The organism is Micromonospora sp. NPDC048040, assembly GCF_055587185.1.
In genome coordinates, this window is record NZ_JBVJGT010000015.1 from 112014 (window position 1) to 132567 (window position 20554).

The window sequence follows — 20554 nt, forward strand, 5'->3', positions numbered from 1 at the left end:
GGGATGGAGTGACGCAGGTCATGGCAAACAAGATGCTCGGGAAGGTCGTTGCGGGCGCTGCCCTCGGTGGTGCCTCCCTGCTCGTGTTCACGCCGGGTATCGCGTTCGCGGACGGCCACCACGACGAGGGCAAGGTCTACGCCAAGCCCCACGTCGTCAAGGCGGGCGAAACGGTCAAGCTGCTCGAGGTCTGCTCGGAGCGCCAGGAGCACGCCTACGTGTGGTCCAAGGTCACGGGCAAGGTCAACCTCAAGTCGGCCGAGGACCGCGACGACTGGCGCGGGGAGCGGGGCTCCGGCGACCACGACAAGGGCAAGGAGCACGACAAGGGCAAGGAGCACGACAAGGACAAGGACCACGAAGGCAAGGAGCACGACAAGGGCAAGGAGCACGACAAGGACAAGGGCAAGGAGCACGACAAGGACAAGGGCAAGGAGCACGACAAGGACAAGGGCAAGGACCACGAAGGCAAGGACGAGACCGCCAAGCCGCAGCCGACGACCACCTACGGCCAGGGCGGCGGCGCCGCCGACGAGGGCGACTGGAAGGGCTATGAGCACGGCCAGGACGCCGAGGGTGGCCGCGAGGGCGAGGACCGCAAGGGCGAGGACCGTAAGGACGAGGACAAGTACGGCTCGGACGAGCGGGGCGACAGCGGCCGCGAGGACCGCAAGGACCACGACAAGTACGGCTCGGACAGCTGGGGCTCGGACCGTGGCGACAGCGGCCGCGAGGAGGACCGCAAGGACCACGAGGGGTACGGCTCGGACGAGGGCGACCGGAAGAAGGACCACGAGAAGAAGGACTGGTCCGACGAGGAGTCCTGGAAGGACGACAAGGACAAGGGCCGCTGGGAGCACAAGCGTGACTACGTCTACTACGGCGAGGCCGAGGTCTCCGAGGACGCCAAGCCGGGCCGCTACGAGCTCAAGGGCTCGTGCGGCGAGGGTGAGCTCGTCGTCCTGCCGCGCGGCGGGGTCGACGGCGGCGACGGCGGTGCCGGCGCCGGGACCGACCGGGGCCTGGCCGCCGGTGGGGCCAGCCTGCTCGGCGCGGCCGCCCTGGGCGGCCTGGTGCTGATGCGTCGGCGTCAGACCGATGAGTCGCTGGTCTGACATGACGGCGAGATGGGCCGGCGGCCGTCACGGGAAACCGTGGCGCGCCGCCGGCGCGGCCACCGTCGTCCTGCTCGCCGTGGTGGGCGCCGGCATGATCGGCGCGTCGGTCATGACCGCCCCCGCCCTCCGCCCGCCGCAGCCCCTGGCGCAGGCCGGACCGGACACCTCCGGGGCGGCGGTGTCGGGGCTCGACGGCGCGGACCCGGACGTCGCCGGCGGGGCCGCCACGGGGCTGGCCCGTTCCACCCCCACCACGATCAGCATCCCCCGGATCGGGGTCGACGCCTCGATCATGTCGCTCGGCACCAACCCGGACGGCACCGTCCAGGTGCCCCCGCTGGAGCAGGCGCAGCGCGCCGGCTGGTACGAGCCAGGGCCCAGCCCGGGGGAGGTCGGCAACGCGGTCATCGTCGGGCACGTCGACTCGGCGGCGATCGGGCCGGCGGTCTTCTTCTCCCTCGGCGCCCTGCAACCCGGTGACAAGATCACCGTCACCCGCGAGGACGGGCAGCGGGTCACGTTCACGGTCGAGTCGGTGAAGGCGTACCCGAAGACCGAGTTCCCGACGGAGCAGGTCTACGGCCCCAGCGACCGGCCCGGCCTGCGGGTGGTCACCTGCGGCGGCATCTTCGACGAGGCGGCCGGCAGCTACCCGGACAACGTGGTCGTCTTCGCCTCCATGACCGCCTGATCCGGGAAGACGACGACGCGGTCCGGCCGGTCGGGGAACCGACCGGCCGGACCGCGCGGCGTGTCCGGCGTCAGGCGGCGGCGGAGGTCCGCACCAGGGTGCGGATCTGGCGCAGCAGCACCGACAGGGCGGCGAGGTCCGCCCGGGACTCGTCGAACTCCCCCATCGCCCGCTCGGCCCGGTGGATCGACGTGGCGTTCGACTGCTCCCACTCCTGCACCCGCTCCTGCGGCGGCAGGGTGCCGGAGGTGGAGTCGAGCACCTCGGCGGTCAGCGCGGCCAGCGCGGCGTACAGGTCGTAGCGCAGCGCCATCCGGGCCAGCGTCTGCCAGCGGTCCTCCCGCGGCAGCAGGGAGATCTTCGACAGCAGCGAGTCGACCCGGAAGCGGTCGGAGAGCACGAAGTAGACCGGGGCCACCTCGCCGACGTCGCGCCCGCTGCTCGCCGCCGTCTCCACCACGTCGAGCAGGCCGAAGCTGTACATCAGCCGGGTCGTCTGCTCGGCCAGGTCGCGCGGCAGCCCTCGCTCGGTCAGCGAGTCGATGTGGGCCGCCAGCGACTCCCGCTCGCTGCCGTAGAAGCGCTCCTCCAGGTCGGGCAGGAGCCGGGCCACGCCGTCGCGCAACCGGGCGATCTCCGCCGGCACGTCGATCGGCGAGCGGCGGTTGGTGACCAGCCACCGCACCGCCCGGTCCAGCAGCCGCCGGCTGTCCAGGTAGACGCTCGTCTGCAGCTCCGGGTCGACCTTGTTGTCCAGGGCCTCCACGGCGTCCCACAGCTCGCGCAGCCCGAAGACCTCGCGGACCACCACGTACGCGCGGATCACGTCCGCCGCCGAGGCGGCCGTCTCCTCGACCACCCGGAAGACGAACGTGATGCCGCCCCGGTTGATCGCCTCGTTGACCAGGACGGTGGTCACGATGTCCCGGCGCAGCCGGTGCTGGCCCATCCGGTCGGCGAACCGCTCGCGCATCGGCGTCGGGAAGTAGTTGACCAGGACGTCGGTCGTCCACTCCTCGTCCGCGAGCCCCTCGGCAAGGATCTCCGTCTCCAGGACGATCTTGACGTACGCCAGCAGCACCGCGAACTCCGGCGCGGTCAGCCCGGACTCGGTCCGCACCGCCAGCTCGTCGTCCGGCGGCAGCGCCTCCAGGGCCCGGTCCAGCGCCCCGGAACGCTCCAGCTCGGTGATCATCCGCCGGTGCACCGGCAGCAGCGAGGCGGCCTGCGCCTGCGCGTTGTTGATCGCCCGGGCCTGGTCGTAGTTGTCCCGCAGCACCAGCTCGGCGACCTCGTCGGTCATGTCGGCGAGCAGCTCGTCCCGCTCGGGGAGGGTCAGCGCGCCGTCGGCGACCGCCGTGTTCAGCAGGATCTTGATGTTCACCTCGTGGTCGGAGCAGTCCACCCCGGCCGCGTTGTCGATGAAGTCCGTGTAGATCCGACCGCCGGTCTGGGCGTACTCGATCCGGCCGAGCTGGGTCCAGCCCAGGTTGCCGCCCTCGCCGGCCACCCGGCAGCGCAGGTTCTTGCCGTCCACCCGGATCGCGTCGTTGGACTTGTCGCCCACCTCCGCGTTGGTCTGGCTGGAGGCCTTCACGTACGTGCCGATGCCGCCGTTCCAGAACAGGTCGACCGGCGCGGTCAGGATCGCCTTCATCAGCTCCTGCGGCGAGAGCTGCTCCACGTCGGCGTCCAGGCCGAGCCGCTCGCGGACCTGCGGCGAGATCGGCACCGACTTGGCGGTACGCGGGTACACGCCGCCGCCGGCCGAGATCAACTCCCGGTTGTAGTCCTCCCACGACGAGCGGGGCAGCTCGAACAACCGCCTCCGCTCCGTGTACGAGGTGGCGGCGTCCGGGTCCGGGTCGAGGAAGATGTGTCTGTGGTCGAACGCGGCCACCAGCCGGATGTGCTCCGACAACAGCATCCCGTTGCCGAACACGTCGCCGGACATGTCGCCCACGCCCACGACGGTGAAGTCCTGGGTCTGGGTGTCGTGGCCCATCTCGCGGAAGTGCCGCTTCACCGACTCCCAGGCGCCCCGGGCGGTGATGCCCATCTTCTTGTGGTCGTACCCGGCGGAACCACCGGAGGCGAACGCGTCGCCGAGCCAGAAGTTGTGCGCCGTGGAGATCTCGTTGGCGATGTCCGAGAACGTCGCCGTGCCCTTGTCCGCCGCGACCACCATGTACGGGTCGTCGCCGTCGTGCCGGACCACGTCCTCCGGCGGCACGATCTCGCCGCTGACGATGTTGTCCGCGACGTCCAGCAGCGCCGAGATGAACTCCTTGTAGCAGACGACCGCCTCGTCGCGGTCCCCCGGCTTCTGCTTGAGCACGAAGCCGCCCTTCGCGCCGACCGGCACGATCACGGCGTTCTTCACCATCTGCGCCTTGACCAGGCCGAGCACCTCGGTGCGGAAGTCCTCCCGGCGGTCGGACCAGCGCAGCCCGCCCCGGGCCACCGGCCCGAACCGCAGGTGCACGCCCTCGAAGCGCGGCGAGTACACGAAGACCTCGAACTTCGGCCGGGGCGCCGGCAGGTCGGGGATCGCCTGCGGGTCCAGCTTGAACGCCACGTACGACTTCGGCCGCCCGTCCTCGCGCTTCTGGTAGAAGCTGGTGCGCAGGGTGGCCTGGATCAGCGTCAGGTAGGCGCGCAGGATCCGGTCCTGGTCGAGGCTGACGACGTCGTCCAGCGCGCCCCGGATCTCCGCGACCAGCTTCTCGCTGCGCCGCTCCCGCTCCTCGTGACCCATCGCGCCCGGCGCGAACCGGACCTCGAAGAGCTCCACCAGCAGCGTGACGATCCTCGGGTACGCGATGAAGGTCGACTCCATGTACTCCTGCGAGAAGACCGCGCCGGTCTGGCGCAGGTACTTCGCGTACGCCCGCAGCACCACCACCTGCCGCCAGGTGAGGCCGCTACGCAGCACCAGCTCGTTGAAGCCGTCGACCTCGGCCTCGCCCCGCCACGCCGCCGCGAAGGCGTTCTCCACGTGCGGGCGCACCTCGGCCAGCTCCTGGTGCCCCTCCGGCAGCCGCAGCCCGAAGTCGTAGAGGTAGACGCGGCCGTCGATCCGGTCCACCTCGTACGGGTGCTCGTCGACCACCCGGACGCCGAGGGAGTGCAGCACCGGCAGCACGGCGGAGAGCATCATCGGCTCGCCGTACCGGTAGACCTTGAAGCGGACGTCCATCGCCTCGTCGACGTCCGGGCCCCGCCCGCCGGCCCGCGGCGCGGCCTGCTTGCGGAACAGGTGCATCTCCAGCTGGCCGGGCTCCTCCAGCAGCTCCAGCTTGGCCAGGTCCTTCATCGCCTCGTACGGCGTGTGGCCGTCCTTGTAGCCCTCCGGGAAGGCGTCGGCGTACCGGCTGAACAGGTGCTTGGCCTGCTCGTCGCCGAGCTTGCGCTCCAACACCAGCCGGTAGTCGTCGTCCCACAGCCGGGTGGCGTCGGCCAACTCCTCGGCGAGCAGGTCGGCGTCGATGTCGCTCGGGGGCTTGGTCGGGTCGGTCCGGACGGTGAAGTGCACCCGGGCGAGCATCGACTCGGTGACCCGGGTCGTGTAGTCGACCCCGACGCCGTGCAGCTCGCGGAGCAGGATGTCCTGCATGCGCAGCCGGTTCTGCGTGGTGAACCGGTCCCGGGGCAGGTAGATCAGGCAGGAGATGAACCGCCCGTACGCGTCCCGGCGCAGGAACACCCGCAGCTGCCGGCGACCGGCCATCCGCAGCACGCCGATCACCGCATGGTAGAGGTCGTCGGTCTTGATCTGGAACAGCTCGTCGCGCGGGTAGGTCTCCAGGATCTGCAGCAGGTCCTTGCCGGAGTGGCTGCGCTGGCTCAGGCCGGAGCGGTCCAGCACCTCGGCCACCTTGCGGCGGACCACCGGCAGCTCGCGCACGCTGGTGCGGTACGCGGCGGTGGAGAACAGGCCCAGGAAGCGCCGCTCGCCGACCACCTCGCCGGCCTCGTTGAAGATCTTGAAGCCGATGTAGTCGAGGTAGGCGGAGCGGTGCACGGTCGCCCGCGAGTTCGCCTTGGTGATGATCAGCAGGCGCTTCTCGGTGACCTTGTCGTGCGCCTCCGGCGTCATCGACGACAGCGGCCGGGCCTCCGGGGAGTCCTGGCGCAGGATGCCCAGCCCGGTGCCGAGCACGGCCTCCAACGCCTGTCCCCCGTCACCGGTGTCGGCCAGGCGGTACTCCCGGTAGCCGAGGAACGTGAAGTGGTCGTGGGCGAGCCAGCGGAGCAACTCCACCGAGTCGGTGATGTCCTTCTCCGGCACCGGCGGCCGGTTGTCCGACGTCCGCGCGGCGGCCAGCTCGTCGGCGAGGGCGAGGGCCCGCTGGCGCATCTTCGGCCAGTCCTCGACCGCCTCCCGCACGTCGGTCAGCACGCGCTGGAGCTCGCGGCGCAGCTTCTCCCGTTCGGCGGCGTCCCGGACCGGGTCGATCTCGATGTGCATCCAGCTCTCGACCAGGTCGCCGGCGAGCGCGTCGTCGGGCTCGACGTCGGCGGAGACCTCGACCAGCCGGCCCAGCGGCTCGCGCCGCACCACCACCAGCGGGTGCACCAGCAGGTGCACGTCCAGGTGACGCGCGTTGAGCAGGGCCGTCACCGAGTCGACCAGGAAGGGCATGTCGTCGGTCACGATCTCGATGACCGTGTGGTGCTGGTCGGCGTCGGGCTCGTGGATGCGGAGCTTCAACTCGCCCGGCACCCGCTGCTCGGCGAGGTCCCGGTGCGCGCGCGCCGCTTCGAGCATCTCCTCGGCGGTGAAGCCGATCAGCTCTTCGTCCGGCGCGAACCGCCAGAAGCGGCTGACCAGGGTCGCCACGTCGTGGTCGTCGCCGGCGAGCGCCACGGCCTGGGCCACCAGGCGCTCCGCGTTGGGTACCGGCTCGTCGAGCTCGTTGTCCTCCACGTCGTCGGCCAGCGCGTCAGCGGGTAGGCCCAGGTCGTAGATCGTGTCGATACTCGTACCGGTCATCCCGGTCACCCCTGTGTCGGGCCGGCCGAAGCCGTCCCCGTCGGTTGCCGAATCGAAGCTGTCGTCCCGGCTGGTGTCAGCCTGCCGGAGGTCGGGTCCCGGTTTGATCGCCGGACGCCGGTCCATCGGTGCCACTCCCCTCGACCCACCGCGTTGTGGGTCACTCTGCCGCCCAGCCTAGGCCTGCCGTTCCGCGCCTTCGTCGGCGGACCACGGTGCGGACGTCCGGTTCCGGACTTTGTCCTTTCACCCGTTGCGGATACGAGGTTGGCCGGTCGGGGGTTACCCCGCCACCGGTTGTTCATCACCCCGTCGCAGGCCCGTCTTTGCGCACGTCGCAGCCGCCTCGGGACGATACGGACGGCGCGGCCGTACTAGCGTGACGGCAGTTCCGAGATCGGAGGACTGCTCCATGCACCCCTCGTACCCCAGCCGTCACCTTCGCAACCGGCTCCGCCCGTCGCTCGCGCTGCTCGCCGTGACCGCGCTCGCGGCCGGCGCGCTCACCGCCTGCTCGGACAACGACGGGCCGGAGCACAGCGTCGACGCGTTCCTGGCCGGCTGGCGGTCCGGGGACCTCCAGGCCGTCGGGTTCGTGGACCCGACGGGCGCGAAGGTGCCGGCCGCCGACGTGTCCCGCGAGATCAAGGAGCTCTCCGGCGAGCTGGCGGCCACGCCGCCGGCGCTGAGCCGCCAGGGCGACGCGAAGATCACCGCGGACGTCGCGACGGCGGTGGTCACGGTCGAGTGGAGCCTCCCGGGTCAGACCCGCTGGGCGTACGACCGGCAGGTGCGGCTCAGCCGCGGCGGCGACGACGAGTGGCGGGTGATCTGGGAGCCGCAGTTGGTGCAGGAGCAGCTCAGCCGGGGCGACCGGCTCGGGCTGCGCCGGGACCCCGGCCCCCGGGCCGCGGTGCTCGACGCCGCCGGCCAGCCGATCGTGGCGCCCCGGCCCGTGGTGCGGGTGGGGCTGCAACCGAGCGAGGTCACCGACGTGGCGGGCCTGACCCGGAAGCTGGACGCGGCCTTCCGGGCGATCCGGCCGGCGATCACCCCGCCGGTGGACCTCTCCGGCCTGCCCAAGCGGCTCGCCGACGCCGACCCGGGCGCGTTCGTCGAGGTGGTCACCCTGCGCGAGGAGGCGTACCGGCAGATCAAGACCCGCATCTACGACCTGCCGGGCACCAAGTTCCGCAGCGACAAGCTCGACCTCGCGCCCACCCGCGAGTTCGCCCGGGCGGTGCTCGGCTCGGTCGACCCTGCCCAGGCCGACGACCTGGCGAAGCACCCCGACCGGTACGCGGCCGGCGACCTGGTCGGCCACGGCGGCCTCCAGGGCCGCTACGACGAACGACTGCGCGGCGCGCCCGGGCTGACCGTGATCACCGAGCGGCCCGGCCCGGACGGCACGCTGGTCCCCACCGGCACCGAGGTGTTCCGCCGCGAGCCGCAGCCGGGGCAGCCGCTGAAGACCACGCTCGACGTGGCCACCCAGAACGCGGCCGACGCCGCCCTGCGCGCCGAGAAGCGCCGGGCGGCGCTGGTGGCGGTGCGGATCAGCGACGGTGCCGTGCTCGCCGCCGCCAACGGTCCCGGCGCGGCCGGGGAGAACCTGGCCTTCACCGCCCAGGTCCCGCCGGGCTCCACGTTCAAGATGGTCAGCGCGCTCGGCCTGCTCGACCTCGGCGCGGTGACGCCGGACGCGACGGTGGCCTGCCCGAAGACGTTCACGGTGGACGGCCGGCCGTTCAAGAACTCCGACAACTTCGAGCTGGGGGCAGTGCCGTTCCGCACCGACTTCGCCAAGTCCTGCAACACGGCGTTCACCGCGCTGGCGCCGAAGCTCGGCCCCGACGGGCTGGCCGTCGCCGGCCGGTCGCTCGGGCTTGAGGGGCAGTGGGACGTGGGCCTCGACGCCTTCACGGGCAAGGTCTCCGCGAACGGCGGCGCGACCGAGCAGGCCGCCGCCGCGATCGGACAGGGCACCACGGTCGTCAGCCCGCTGGCCATGGCGTCCGCCACCGCGGCGGTCGCCCGGGGGCGCTTCGAACAGCCGAAACTGGTGCTCGACCCGGCCCCGGCGCAGCCCGCCGCCCCCGGCCCGCAGCTCAAGCCGGAGTCGGTCGAGGCGGTCAAGGCGATGATGCGCGAGGTGGTGACGGCAGGCTCCGGCACCGCGCTGAAGGACGTGCCGGGTGCGCCGGTGCACGGCAAGACCGGCACCGCCGAGTACGACAACAACCCGGCGCACACGCACGCATGGTTCGTCGGCTGGCAAGGCGACGTCGCGTTCGCGGTCTTCGTCGAGCAGGGCGGCGCCAGCACCGCCACCGCCGTCCCCGCCGCCGAGCGTTTCCTGCGCGCCCTGGCCCGCTGACGCACCCCACGCCCCCGCCCTACCACGGGTCGCACCCGACCGGACCGGGTGACGCGGACACACCGCAGGACCGACACCCACCAGCTCCGGCAGGCGCCACGGGTGGAACCTCATGGACGTCAAACGTCGACGGTGACAGCCATGGGGTTCCACCGGCACTCCCGAGCCAGCCCGCGCCGGACGAGACCGGGCTCGCAGACGGGGCAGCTCAGCGCCCGGCACCGCGCAGCGGCTGGGCAAGGCCGCCAGGGGCCGGGGGCGGGAGCCGACGCCGGGGGCGGGGCCGGGGGCCGACGCCGGGGGCGGGGCCGACAGTAGTCGCGGAGAGAACCACAGGGGCCCGAGTCGGACGAACCGATGGACCGGCTCCGCTGGAGACCCCGACAGCCGTCAGGCGATGCCGGCGGTGGACGGCGAGGTGCCGTCGTCGGTCGCTGACGGCGAATCCTCCGGGCCCAGGCCCGCGAGCGGCACCCGGCGCAAGAGGCCAGGCCCGGCGGAGGCAGGCGGACCGACCGGTTCCGGCGCGGCCAGGCCGGGACCGGTGCCGTCGGCCACCGGGGCGACCACCCCGACCGCATCAACCGGGCCGACCGGGCCGAGAAGAGCCGGCGGAACGTCCTCGGCGCGCGCCTCGACGCCGCCGCCCGGGCGACGGTCGTCATCGTCGCCCTCGGGGGCGGGGACGGCGGCAGAAGCGGGAACGGGCGAGGGCATGATCGGGGGCTCCGGACGGCCGTTGCCCCGCCGGGCCGAGGGTACCGACAGGGCGCGGACCGAGGAGTTGCCGGCCGACGAGGCGCGGACCGAGGAGTTGCCGGCCGACGAGGCGCGGACCGTGGGGGCGGTAGCCGCCGACGAGTCCGGCAGCAGCCGGGGCGGCAACGCGCCCGGGGCGGAGACGGGGCGCAGCCCGGCCACGACGGTGTTGACGATCTCGGCCGCGTACGCGCCGTCCGGGTCGTAGTCGGGGTCGAAGACGGTCAGCTCGACGCCGAGGCAGTGCGGGGTGTCGACCAGCCCGGCGAGCAGGATCTCCAGCTCGGCGAAGGCGATGCCGCCCGGGTCGGGGGCGTCCACGGCCGGCATCACAGCCGGGTCCAGCACGTCCACGTCGATGTGCACCCAGTAGCCGGCGCAGTCGGCGAGTTGCTCGTGCGCCCACTGGGCGGTACGCGCCGCGCCCTCGGCGCGCAGCGCCGGCACCGGACGGGTGGTAATCCCGGCGGCCTGGAGGTCGAGGCGGTACTCGTCCTGCGCGCGGATGCCGAGCACCACCACGTCGATGTCCCGGAAGTACGGCCGGCGCCCCTCGATGGCGGCCAGGTCGGCCTGCCCTCGCCCGGTGACGAGGGCGAGGTCCTCCCCCGCCGCCGCGCCCACGTAGGAGGCGTTGCCGGGGTGCCGGAAGTCCGAGTGGCCGTCGACGAAGACCAGCCCGATGCGGCCGCCGACCGCCTCGCCGAGCCGGTGCATGGCCAGCGCCGAGCCGAGCAGGATCGAGCAGTCGCCCCCGAGGACCAGCGGGAACTCCCCGCGGTCGATGATGGCGCCGATCCGCTCGGCGAGCGCCGCCGAGTAGTCGGCGATCTCCCGGGCGTGGCAGACCCCGTCGCCGGGTCGCCAGTCGCCGGGGTCGTAGCGGGGCGGGGTGAGGCAGCCGGCGTCGCGGGCCCGCAGCCGGGCGAGCAGCCCCTGGTCGCGCAGCGCGCCGGGGGCCTTGGCGCAGCCCGGCACCGAGGTGGGCGTGGGTGGGCGCAGGCCGAGGTTGCTGGGCGCGTCGAGGACGGCGATCCGGCGCATCATGGGCTCCCGTCCTCAGGTGTCGGGCGGGCCGGCCGGAACGCCGGCCCGCGCTGGCGTGCTACGTGCTCAGAACAGGGCGCTGGCCAACGCCCGGCGGGCCGAGGCGACCGCCGGGTCCTCCGGCCCGGCGACCGCGAAGAGGCCGACCAGGTGCTGGCGTACCTTCTCGCGGTCGTCGCCGGCGGTGCGACGGACCAGGCCCACCAGGCGGGCGTACGCCGCCTCGGCCTGACCGCTGAGCACCTCGATGTCGGCGGCCAGGAGCTGGGCCTCGACGTCGTCGGGGTTGGCCTGGGCGGCGGCGATCGCCGCGCCCGGGTCGGCCCCCGCCACCCGGCGGGCCAGCCCGACCTGGGCGAGGCCCGCCTCCGCCGCGGCGTCCGCCGGGGACTCGGCCAGGATCTTCTTGTACGCGCGCTCGGCCGCGTCCAGGTCGCCGCTCATCAGGGCGTCGTCGGCCTCGTCGAGGCGCGGGTCCTCCGGCTCGGCGACGGTCACGCCACCGGCCTTGAGCACCGCCTGGATCCACTGCCGCAGCTGTGCCTCGGGCACCACGCCCGAGAAGGCGTCGATCGGCTGGCCGCCGACCACCGCGTAGACCATCGGGATGCCCTGCACCCGGAACATCTGGGCGATCCGCGGGTTGGCGTCCACGTCGATCTTGGCGAGCACCCAGGCGCCGCCGCCCTCCGCGGCCAACCGCTCCAGCACCGGCGAGAGCTGCTTGCACGGCTCGCACCACTCGGCCCAGAAGTCCACGATCACCGGTGTGGTGAGCGAGCGTTCGAGAACCTCGGACTGGAATGTCGCCTCGCTGACGTCGATGACGCTGACGCCGCCGCCGGCGGTGCCGGGCAGGCCTCCCGAGGGGCCGGGCTGGGCGGGGGCGGTGGGGCGGGCGGGGGCCGGTGCGGGGGTGCGCAGCGCGCTGAGGTCGACCGCGCCGCGGGTGAAGATCGACGAGGTGATCCGTGGGTCGCTCATGGTTACCTAGTCTCGCACGCGACCCGCCGAACTCAGATCAACCGCGACGGCGACAGTTGCAACTGTCACGACCGGTCGTCGCAGGTGTGGGGCTTCTGCCGGAAAGCCGACGGCGCCGGGGAGTTCCCCGGCGCCGTCGGGCGGATCAGAAGCGGGCGGGATCAGAAGCGGGCGGGTTCGCGGTAGACGCCCCACTCGGCGCGCAGGGCGTCGCAGATTTCGCCGAGGGTGGCCTCGGCGCGTACGGCGTCCAGCATGGCCGGGATCATGTTCCCGTCGGTCCGGCCGACCGCGACCATCCGCTCGATCGCCGCCTTGACGGCGGAGTCGTCCCGGCCGGCCTTGCGCTCGGCCAGCACCCGGCGCTGCTCCAGTTCCACCTCGTGCGAGATGCGCAGGATCTCCAGGTCCTTGGCGACCGTGCCGGTGTGGCAGTTGACGCCGACGATCTTCTTGTCGCCCTTCTCCAGCGCCTGCTGGTAGACGAAGGCAGACTCGGCGATGTGGCCGGTGAACCAGCCGTCCTCGATGCCGCGCAGGATGCCGGAGGTCATCGGGCCGATCTGGTGCGGGCCCTCCCCGCCGAGCTGCCGGATCCGGGCGAAGATCGCCTCCGCCTCGGCCTCGATCTTGTCGGTGAGCGCCTCCACGTACCACGAACCGCCGAGCGGGTCGGCCACGTTGGTCACCCCGGTCTCCTCCATCAGCACCTGCTGCGTACGCAGGGCGATCTCGGCGGACTCGTCGGTGGGCAGCGCGAGGGTCTCGTCCAGCGCGTTGGTGTGCAGGGAGTTGGTCCCGCCGAGCACCGCGGCGAGCGCCTCGACGGCCGTCCGCACGACGTTGTTGACCGGCTGCTGGGCGGTCAGCGACACCCCGGCGGTCTGGGTGTGGAACCGTAGCCAGAGCGCCTTCTCGCTGGTCGCGCCGTAGACGTCGCGCAGCCAGCGGGCCCAGATCCGGCGGGCGGCCCGGAACTTGGCGATCTCCTCGAAGAAGTCGACGTGCGAGTCGAAGAAGAAGCTCAGGCCCGGGGCGAAGACGTTGACGTCCAGCCCGCGCGAGAGCCCCAGCTCGACGTAGCCGAACCCGTCGGCGAGCGTGTACGCCAACTCCTGCGCGGCCGTCGCGCCGGCCTCCCGGATGTGGTAGCCGGAGACCGAGAGCGGCTTGTAGCGCGGGATCTCCCGGGCGCAGTACTCCATCAGGTCGCCGATCAGGCGCAGGTGCGGCTCCGGGTCGAAGAGCCACTCCTTCTGCGCGATGTACTCCTTGAAGATGTCGGTCTGCAGCGTGCCGTCCAGCCGGGACAGGTCGGCGCCCTGCCGCTCGGCGGCCACCAGGTACATGCAGAACACGGGCACGGCCGGCCCGGAGATGGTCATCGAGGTGGTCACGCCGGCCAGGTCGATGCCGTCGAAGAGCGTCTCCATGTCGGCGGCGCTGTCCACCGCGACGCCGCAGTGGCCCACCTCGCCGAGCGACTGCGGGTCGTCCGAGTCCCGGCCCATGAGGGTGGGCATGTCGAAGGCGACCGAGAGGCCGCCGCCGCCCGCGCCGAGGATCATCTTGTAGCGCTCGTTGGTCTGCCGGGCGTTGCCGAAGCCGGCGAACTGCCGGATGGTCCAGGTCCGCCCGCGGTAGCCGGTCGGGTACAGACCCCGGGTGTACGGGTACTCGCCCGGCCAGCCGATCCGCTCGAAGCCCGGGTAGGCGACGCCCTCCGGCGGCCCGTAGACCGGGTCGACGGGCATCCCGGAGAGCGTGGTGAAGTCGGCGTCCCGCTTGCGCGCGGCGTCGTAGCGGGCCTGCCAGCGTGCCCGTCCGGCTGCGATCTCGTCGGCGTTCATCCGCGGGGCTCCTCCTCGAGTCCTCGACCTGCACGTCGAGTGTAGAGCCCAGCCTGAACGATCGCTAAGGCAACTCGTACCGGCCGGTAACCTGAGCTGCCCGTGCCGGTCAGGCGGTCGGCGCGGCGGGCTCCCCCAGCGTCACGTCGTCGACCCGGATGTTGATCTCGTCGACCCGCAGCCCGTACGCCTCGACCGCCTCCGTCACCTTCACCCGGACGGCGTCGGTCACCTGCGGCACCGGCCGGCCCGCCTCGATCACGATGACCAGGTTGACCACGGCCGCGCCGTTCGTGACGTGGGCCGAGCAGCCCCGCCGGGCGTCGCCGACCTGGTCCAGCCCGACCTTGTCGAGCACCGCGTTGAAGAACCGGGCCACGTCGCCGCCCAGCTCGGCCACCCCGGGCACCGACCGGGTGGCGGCCACCGCGATCTTCTCCACCACCTCGTCGGACACGTGCGTGCTCCCGCCCGCCACCGCGTCCGGCGTCACCGACAGCTCCTGGGTCGCCTCGTCGCCCATCGTCCCCCCACTCGCCGCGCACCGCCCCACGGGTCCGTGGAGCGGTGCGAGCGTACTAGGTCGGCGGGTCCGGGAGGGGACGCCTCAGGAGCCGAGTTGAGCGAGCAGCTCGTCGGCCGCCGCGTACGGGTCGAGGACGCCCTCGGCCACCTTCGCGGCGAGCGCCGGCAGCTCCGTACCGTCGCGCAGGGAGCCGATCCGGGCGCGGAGCACGCCCAGCGCGATCGCCTCGATCTCGGCGGCGGCCCGCACCTCCTGGCGGCGGCGCAGCTCGCCGTGCTCGACCAGCCAGCCCCGGTGCTTGTCGATGGCGGCGGCGATGTCGTCGATCCCCTCGCCCCGCGCGGCGATCGCACGCACCACCTGCGGCCGCCACTGGCCCGGCCCGCGCTCGCCCAGGGCGATCATCCCCTGGATGTCGCGCACCGTCGCGTCGGCACCGTCCCGGTCCGCCTTGTTGACCACGAAGACGTCGGCGATCTCCAGGATGCCGGCCTTGACCGCCTGGATCGCGTCGCCCATGCCCGGGGCGAGCAGCACCAGCGTGGTGTCGGCCAGCGAGGCGACCTCCACCTCGGCCTGCCCGACGCCGACGGTCTCCACCAGCACCACGTCGCAGCCGGCGCCCTCCAACACGCGGACCGCCTGCGGCGTGGCCGCCGACAGCCCGCCGAGGTGCCCCCGGCTGGACATCGAGCGGATGTAGACGCCCGGGTCGGTCGCGTGGTCCTGCATCCGGACCCGGTCGCCGAGGATCGCCCCGCCCGTGAACGGGCTGGACGGGTCGATCGCCAGCACGCCGACCCGGTGCCCCCGGGCGCGCAGCGCCCGGACCAGCTCGTTGGTGGTGGTGGACTTGCCCACCCCGGGCGAGCCGGTCAGGCCGACCACCTGGGCCTGCCCGGCGTACGGCGCGAGCGCCGCCGCGATCCGCGGCAGCGTCTCGTCGCCCGACTCGACCAGGGTGATCAGCCGGGCCACCGCGCGGGGATCCCCCGCGCGGGCCCGCTCGACCAGCATCGGCACGTCCCGGCTGCGGCGCACCGGGGGTGCGCCCGCCGCCGGGACGTCGTCGACGATCTCGCTCACTGCACTGCCTCTGTTCGCGACTGCGGGGCTCGCAAGACCGGCTCACTCCTCCCGCTCACTGCACTGCCTTCGTTTTTTCGCCGGCTCTACCCGATCAGCGGCGCGCCGCGCTCACTGACCGCTCTCGCCGGGGGCGGGGACGTGGATGACCAGTGCGTCGCCCTGGCCGCCGCCACCGCAGAGCGCGGCCGCGCCGGTGCCGCCGCCCCGGCGCTTGAGCTCCAGGGCCAGGGTGAGCACCAGCCGGGCGCCGGACATGCCGATCGGGTGGCCCAGCGCGATCGCGCCGCCGTTGACGTTGACCTTGTCCGGGCTGATGCCGAGGTCACGGGTGGACTGGATGCCGACCTGGGCGAACGCCTCGTTGATCTCGATGAGGTCGAGGTCCTCGACGCTCAGCCCGCCCTTCTTCAGGGCGTGCTGGATGGCGTTGGACGGCTGCGAGTGCAGGGAGTTGTCCGGCCCCGCCACGTTGCCGTGCGCGCCGATCTCGGCCAGCCAGGTCAGGCCCAGCTCCTTGGCCTTGGCCTTGCTCATCACGACCACGGCGGCGGCGCCGTCGGAGATCGGCGAGGAGCTGCCGGCGGTGATGGTGCCGTCCTTGGTGAACGAGGGCCGCAGCTTGGCCAGCACCTCGACGGTGGTGTCCGGGCGGATGCCCTCGTCCTCGCTGATCACCAGCGGGTCACCCTTGCGCTGCGGGATGACCACCGGGGTGATCTCGTCGGCGAAGTGGCCGTTCTTCTGCGCGGCGGCGGCCCGCTGGTGGCTGGCCGCGGCGAACGCGTCCTGCTCCTCGCGGCTGATGCCGTGCTTCGCGCCGAGCCGCTCGGTCGACTCGCCCATCGAGCAGCAGTCCCAGGCGTCGGTGAGCCCGTCCAGCGCCATGTGGTCCTTGACCACGACGTCGCCGTACTTGTAGCCGCCGCGCTGACCGAGCAGCAGATGCGGGGCGTTGGTCATCGACTCCATGCCGCCGGCCACCACGATGTCGAACTCGCCGGCCCGGATGAGCTGGTCGGCCAGGGCGATCGCGTCCAGGCCGGAGAGGCAGACCTTGTTGATGGTCAGGGCCGGCACGGACATCGGGATGCCCGCCTCGACCGCCGCCTGGCGGGCCGGGATCTGCCCGGCACCGGCCTGGAGCACCTGACCCATGATCACGTACTGGACCTGCTCGGGGGCGACGCCGGCGCGCTCCAGCGCCGCCTTGATCGCCACGCCGCCGAGCCTGGTCGCGGAGAGGTCCTTGAGGTTGCCCAGCAGGCGCCCCATGGGGGTCCGCGCGCCGCTGACGATCACCGAAGCCATTGCCTGCCTCCGAGGGGGTGCCGACCTGTACGCCTTAACGATTGTTCGGTCAGACTAGCGCCATGGCTGAGAACTCCCCCGTCGAGACCGCTGCCGACTATGTCACAGACATCGGCCTGCTCCGCATCGACCACGTCGGGGTCGCCGTGGCCGACCTGGACGCCGCGATCGACTTCTACCAGCGCACCTTCGGGATGCGCTGCGTGCACACCGAGACCAACGCCGAGCAGGGCGTCCGTGAGGCGATGCTGGCCGTCGGCCCGACCACCGAGGGCGGCTGCCTGCAACTGCTGGCCCCGTTGACGCCGGAGTCGACCATCGCGAGGTTCCTGGACCGCAAGGGGCCGGGCGTGCAGCAGGTGGCGTACACGGTCGCCGACATCGACGCCGCCTGTGCGGCGCTGCGCGAGCGGGGCGTGAAGCTGCTCTACGACACCCCGAAGCGCGGCACGTCGAACTCCCGGGTCAACTTCGTCCACCCGAAGGACGCCGGCGGCGTGCTCGTCGAGCTGGTCGAGCCCGCCGCGCACTGACGCCCACGACCGGCCCCCACCACCGACCGGGGGCCGGTGACCACCGGCGTCGAGCGCGGCGCTGCGCGGTACGACCGCCGCCCGGACACCTCCACGCATCGGCCGATGCAGTTTTTCACAGAGGACTTCCAGCCCTAGCTACCGTTCAGTAACGTCCCGCCCCAACAGGAGCTCGGCCGTGCCGGATGTGTCGGATGCCGACATGGCGGCCGGCCGCACTCACGCCGACGATGGCAGCACCCAGGCCCGCGTGCGCGGGTGCGGACGAACGGGAGGTCGACGTGCAGGACATCCTCGAAGCGATCATGGCGGCGGAGGGATCCGACCAACCGGAGCGGGAGCTCGGCGGCATCGCCGGCCTGCCGGTCCCGGAGTCGTACCGGGGCGTCGTGGTGCGCGCCGACGAGGCCCGGATGTTCGACGGCCTGGCCACCCGGGACAAGGACCCGCGCAAGGCGCTGCACGTGCAGGAGGTGCCGACGCCGGAACTCGGGCCGGGCGAGGCGCTGGTCGCGGTCATGGCCAGCGCGATCAACTACAACACGGTCTGGACCAGCATCTTCGAGCCGCTGTCGACCTTCAAGTTCCTCCAGCGCTACGGCCGGCACTCCGAGCTGACCAAGCGGCACGACCTGCCGTACCACGTGGTCGGCTCGGACGCCGCCGGCGTGGTGCTGCGCACCGGGCCCGGGGTGACCCGCTGGAAGGCCGGCGACGAGGTGGTCGCGCACTGCCTGTCGGTGGAGTTGGAGGACGCGGCCGGACACGACGACACCATGCTCGACCCGCAGCAGCGGATCTGGGGCTTCGAGACCAACTTCGGCGGCCTCGCCGAGCTGGCCGTGGTCAAGGCCAACCAGCTGATGCCCAAGCCGCGCCACCTGAGCTGGGAGGAGGCGGCCAGCCCCGGCCTGGTCAACTCGACGGCGTACCGGCAGCTCGTGTCGCACCACGGGGCGAACATGAAGCAGGGCGACGTCGTGCTGATCTGGGGCGCCTCCGGCGGCCTCGGCGGGTACGCCACCCAGATGGCGCTCAACGGCGGAGCGATCCCGGTCTGCGTGGTGTCCTCCCCCGACAAGGCGGAGCTGTGCCGCAGGATGGGCGCCGAGCTGGTGATCGACCGGGCCGCCGAGGGCTTCCGCTTCTGGAAGGACGAGGAGACCCAGGATCCTGACGAGTGGCGCCGCTTCGGCGAGCGGATCCGCGAGCTGACCGGCGGCGAGGACCCGGACATCGTCTTCGAGCACCCGGGCCGGGAGACCTTCGGCGCGAGCGTCTACGTGACCAAGCGCGGCGGCACCGTCGTCACCTGCGCCTCCACCAGCGGCTACCAGCACCAGTACGACAACCGCTACCTCTGGATGCACCTGAAGCGGATCGTCGGCAGCCACTTCGCCAACTACCGGGAGGCGTGGGAGGCGAACCGGCTGGTGGCACTGGGCAAGATCCACCCGACCGTGTCCAGGACCTACGGCCTGGAGCAGACCGGCCAGGCCGCGTACGAGGTGCACCGCAACGCGCACCAGGGCAAGGTCGGCGTCCGCTGCCTCGCCCCCTCCGACGGGCTCGGCGTGCGCGACCGCGAGCTGCGCTCCCGGCACGAGGACGCGATCAACCGGTTCCGCGGCCACTGACCACACCGACGAGTCATTGGGGCGAACGACGATCGTTTTCCGCCACCGACGCGAGGCGCTCATTCGAGCGACCCGGCCATGCGCGACAAAGGGCCGCGGCGATCTCCCGCGGCCCTTTTCCGTAGTCACTCTCCGTGCCGTCCGACCCGCCCGGGACCTGCCAAGATCGCCGATCGGTGCCGCCTCCCGGGGCTCCCGCAGTTGACCATGTAAAGAGGACGCGAAAGCTCGGGACCGCTCTTGCGAAGCACCCTGGGGAGTCTGCGAGTATGTCCCAATGCCCCAGCAGTCCTCCCCTCTTGCGTTCTTCGATAACGCGAACTCCCAGCCCGATTTCACCGTCGGCCTACGCGGCTACAACACCCACCAGGTCGATGACTTCATCGGCCGGATGACGGCCGCGCTGACCCAGTCCGAGCAGGCCCGGGCCGAGGCCGAGCAGCGCATGAACGACGCCCAGCGCCGGCTCCGCCAGGCCGAGCAGCGCATGAGCACGCTGGAGCAGAAACTCGCCGACACCAACAAGCAGCTCGAGGAGAACAGCCGGCCCACCCTCTCCGGCCTCGGCACCCGCGTCGAGCAGATCCTCCGGCTGGCCGAGGAGCAGGCCAACGACCACCGCAACGAGGCCAAGCGCGAGTCGGAGGGCATCCTCTCCGCCGCCCGCCTCGAGGCCCGCGAGATCACCGACAAGGCGCGGGCCGAGGCGGCGGCGATGAAGGCCACCGCCGAGCGGGAGGCCGGCAGCGTCCGCACCGCCGCCGAGCGCGAGGCCGCCGAGGTCCGCGTCCAGGCCCGGCGCGAGGCCGACACGCTGCGCGCCGACGCCGACCGCGAGACCAAGCAGCTGCGCACGGTCACCGCGCACGAGGTCGCCGAGCTGAAGTCGACCGTCGAGCGCGAGGTCGCCACCCTCCGGGCGACCGCCGAGCGGGAGATCACCCAGCAGCGGGCGAAGGCCGCCCGGGAGGCCGAGGAAAAGCGCGCCGAGGCGACCAAGCTGCTCACCGACGCGCGGGACAAGCGCGACAAGGACCTCCAGGCCCTGGAGCTCCAGCTCGCCGAGCGCCGGGAGAAGGCCGAGCGCGAGGAGTCGGAGCGGCACGCGGCGCAGGTCGCGCAGACCCAGAAGCTGGTCAGCGAGGCGGAGCAGCGGGCCCACGCGGCGCAGGAGCGGGCCAAGGAGATCGAGCAGCGCGCCGAGGCCCGCCGGGTCGAGTCGGAGCGCACCGCCAACGAGACGGTCGACAAGGCCAAGGCGCTGGCCGAGAAGACGCTCGGCGAGGCGAAGGCCGAGGCGAAGCGGCTGCTCACCGAGGCGCGCACCGAGGCCGAGCTGACCACCCAGGCGGCTCGCCGCGAGGTCGAGGACCTCACCCGGCAGAAGGACGCCGTCACCTCCCAGCTCGGCCAGATGCTCTCCGGCCTCGCCGGCATCGTGCCGGGCGTGCCGGCCACGCAGCCGGCCGCGCCGGCCAAGCCCGAGGCGAAGAAGGCCGACGGCGCGGACGAGCGGGTGGCTGCCGAGACGTCCAACTGACCGACCCGACCGGGGGGCATGACGACGGCGCGGGGTGACACCGGGTGACCGGTGTGCCCCGCGCCGTATGCGTTTTCCCGCCAGGGAATTGCCCGGGCG

General features: G+C 72.5%; 12 protein-coding genes and 1 pseudogene. 6 read left to right on the forward strand and 7 right to left on the reverse strand.

Features of this window, described 5'->3' with window-relative positions:
* The first annotated feature begins 20 nt into the window (after positions 1-20).
* On the forward strand, positions 21-1115 hold the full coding sequence (locus ACZ6O2_RS17535; protein ID WP_466023533.1) for a hypothetical protein: 1095 nt from the start codon (positions 21-23) through the stop codon (positions 1113-1115).
* Between the two features lies 1 nt (position 1116).
* Positions 1117-1809, forward strand: a complete 693-nt coding sequence (locus tag ACZ6O2_RS17540; RefSeq protein ID WP_350708673.1) for a class F sortase — start codon at positions 1117-1119, stop codon at positions 1807-1809.
* A gap of 70 nt (positions 1810-1879) precedes the next feature.
* Here the strand turns inward: ACZ6O2_RS17540 and ACZ6O2_RS17545 are convergent, their stop codons facing one another.
* Positions 1880-6931: an NAD-glutamate dehydrogenase gene (locus ACZ6O2_RS17545; protein ID WP_350708675.1), complete on the reverse strand. Its 5052-nt coding sequence runs from the start codon at positions 6929-6931 to the stop codon at positions 1880-1882.
* Between the two features lie 286 nt (positions 6932-7217).
* Between ACZ6O2_RS17545 and ACZ6O2_RS17550 the strand changes: the two genes are divergently transcribed.
* Positions 7218-9182 carry a penicillin-binding transpeptidase domain-containing protein gene (locus ACZ6O2_RS17550; protein WP_466023534.1) on the forward strand — a complete coding sequence of 655 codons (1965 nt, stop codon included), beginning with the start codon at positions 7218-7220 and terminating at the stop codon, positions 9180-9182.
* 870 nt (positions 9183-10052) lie between these two features.
* On the opposite strand, the pseudogene ACZ6O2_RS17555 reads toward ACZ6O2_RS17550, so the two are convergent.
* From ACZ6O2_RS17555 to ACZ6O2_RS17580, 6 genes and pseudogenes are all read right to left on the reverse strand, one after another.
* Positions 10053-10988 (reverse strand): annotated as a pseudogene (locus tag ACZ6O2_RS17555) (arginase family protein); the annotation flags it as partial.
* A 66-nt stretch (positions 10989-11054) separates the two neighbouring features.
* A complete protein-coding gene (locus ACZ6O2_RS17560; RefSeq protein ID WP_357456167.1) occupies positions 11055-11972 on the reverse strand; it encodes a tetratricopeptide repeat protein in 918 nt (305 codons plus the stop codon).
* A 161-nt stretch (positions 11973-12133) separates the two neighbouring features.
* Positions 12134-13822 carry an acyl-CoA mutase large subunit family protein gene (locus ACZ6O2_RS17565; RefSeq protein ID WP_350708683.1) on the reverse strand — a complete coding sequence of 563 codons (1689 nt, stop codon included), beginning with the start codon at positions 13820-13822 and terminating at the stop codon, positions 12134-12136.
* A gap of 109 nt (positions 13823-13931) precedes the next feature.
* The gene (locus ACZ6O2_RS17570; protein WP_350708685.1) at positions 13932-14345 is read right to left on the reverse strand and encodes an Asp23/Gls24 family envelope stress response protein; all 414 of its coding nucleotides are present in this window, start codon (positions 14343-14345) and stop codon (positions 13932-13934) included.
* An 84-nt stretch (positions 14346-14429) separates the two neighbouring features.
* Positions 14430-15365: a methylmalonyl Co-A mutase-associated GTPase MeaB gene (gene meaB / locus ACZ6O2_RS17575; RefSeq protein WP_466023551.1), complete on the reverse strand. Its 936-nt coding sequence runs from the start codon at positions 15363-15365 to the stop codon at positions 14430-14432.
* Between the two features lie 180 nt (positions 15366-15545).
* Positions 15546-16745: an acetyl-CoA C-acetyltransferase gene (locus ACZ6O2_RS17580; protein WP_350708689.1), complete on the reverse strand. Its 1200-nt coding sequence runs from the start codon at positions 16743-16745 to the stop codon at positions 15546-15548.
* Positions 16746-16807: 62 nt separating this feature from the next.
* Here ACZ6O2_RS17580 and mce point away from each other — a divergent pair, with 62 nt between their 5' ends.
* From mce to ACZ6O2_RS17595, 3 genes are all read left to right on the forward strand, one after another.
* On the forward strand, positions 16808-17278 hold the full coding sequence (gene mce, locus ACZ6O2_RS17585; protein WP_466023535.1) for a methylmalonyl-CoA epimerase: 471 nt from the start codon (positions 16808-16810) through the stop codon (positions 17276-17278).
* A 281-nt stretch (positions 17279-17559) separates the two neighbouring features.
* Positions 17560-18915, forward strand: a complete 1356-nt coding sequence (ccrA, locus tag ACZ6O2_RS17590) for a crotonyl-CoA carboxylase/reductase (protein WP_466023552.1) — start codon at positions 17560-17562, stop codon at positions 18913-18915.
* Positions 18916-19192: 277 nt separating this feature from the next.
* A complete protein-coding gene (locus tag ACZ6O2_RS17595) occupies positions 19193-20455 on the forward strand; it encodes a coiled-coil domain-containing protein (protein WP_350708693.1) in 1263 nt (420 codons plus the stop codon).
* Positions 20456-20554 lie beyond the last annotated feature (99 nt).

Excerpts from the sequence above, each read along its gene's own strand:
- ACZ6O2_RS17535 (WP_466023533.1), top strand. The coding sequence starts at position 21 with ATGGCAAACAAGATGCTCGGGAAGGTCGTTGCGGGCGCTGCCCTCGGT.
- ACZ6O2_RS17540 (WP_350708673.1), top strand. The coding sequence starts at position 1,117 with ATGACGGCGAGATGGGCCGGCGGCCGTCACGGGAAACCGTGGCGCGCC.
- ACZ6O2_RS17545 (WP_350708675.1), bottom strand. The coding sequence starts at position 6,931 with ATGGACCGGCGTCCGGCGATCAAACCGGGACCCGACCTCCGGCAGGCT.
- ACZ6O2_RS17550 (WP_466023534.1), top strand. The coding sequence starts at position 7,218 with ATGCACCCCTCGTACCCCAGCCGTCACCTTCGCAACCGGCTCCGCCCG.
- ACZ6O2_RS17560 (WP_357456167.1), bottom strand. The coding sequence starts at position 11,972 with ATGAGCGACCCACGGATCACCTCGTCGATCTTCACCCGCGGCGCGGTC.
- ACZ6O2_RS17565 (WP_350708683.1), bottom strand. The coding sequence starts at position 13,822 with ATGAACGCCGACGAGATCGCAGCCGGACGGGCACGCTGGCAGGCCCGC.
- ACZ6O2_RS17570 (WP_350708685.1), bottom strand. The coding sequence starts at position 14,345 with ATGGGCGACGAGGCGACCCAGGAGCTGTCGGTGACGCCGGACGCGGTG.
- meaB (WP_466023551.1), bottom strand. The coding sequence starts at position 15,365 with ATGCTGGTCGAGCGGGCCCGCGCGGGGGATCCCCGCGCGGTGGCCCGG.
- ACZ6O2_RS17580 (WP_350708689.1), bottom strand. The coding sequence starts at position 16,745 with ATGGCTTCGGTGATCGTCAGCGGCGCGCGGACCCCCATGGGGCGCCTG.
- mce (WP_466023535.1), top strand. The coding sequence starts at position 16,808 with ATGGCTGAGAACTCCCCCGTCGAGACCGCTGCCGACTATGTCACAGAC.
- ACZ6O2_RS17595 (WP_350708693.1), top strand. The coding sequence starts at position 19,193 with ATGCCCCAGCAGTCCTCCCCTCTTGCGTTCTTCGATAACGCGAACTCC.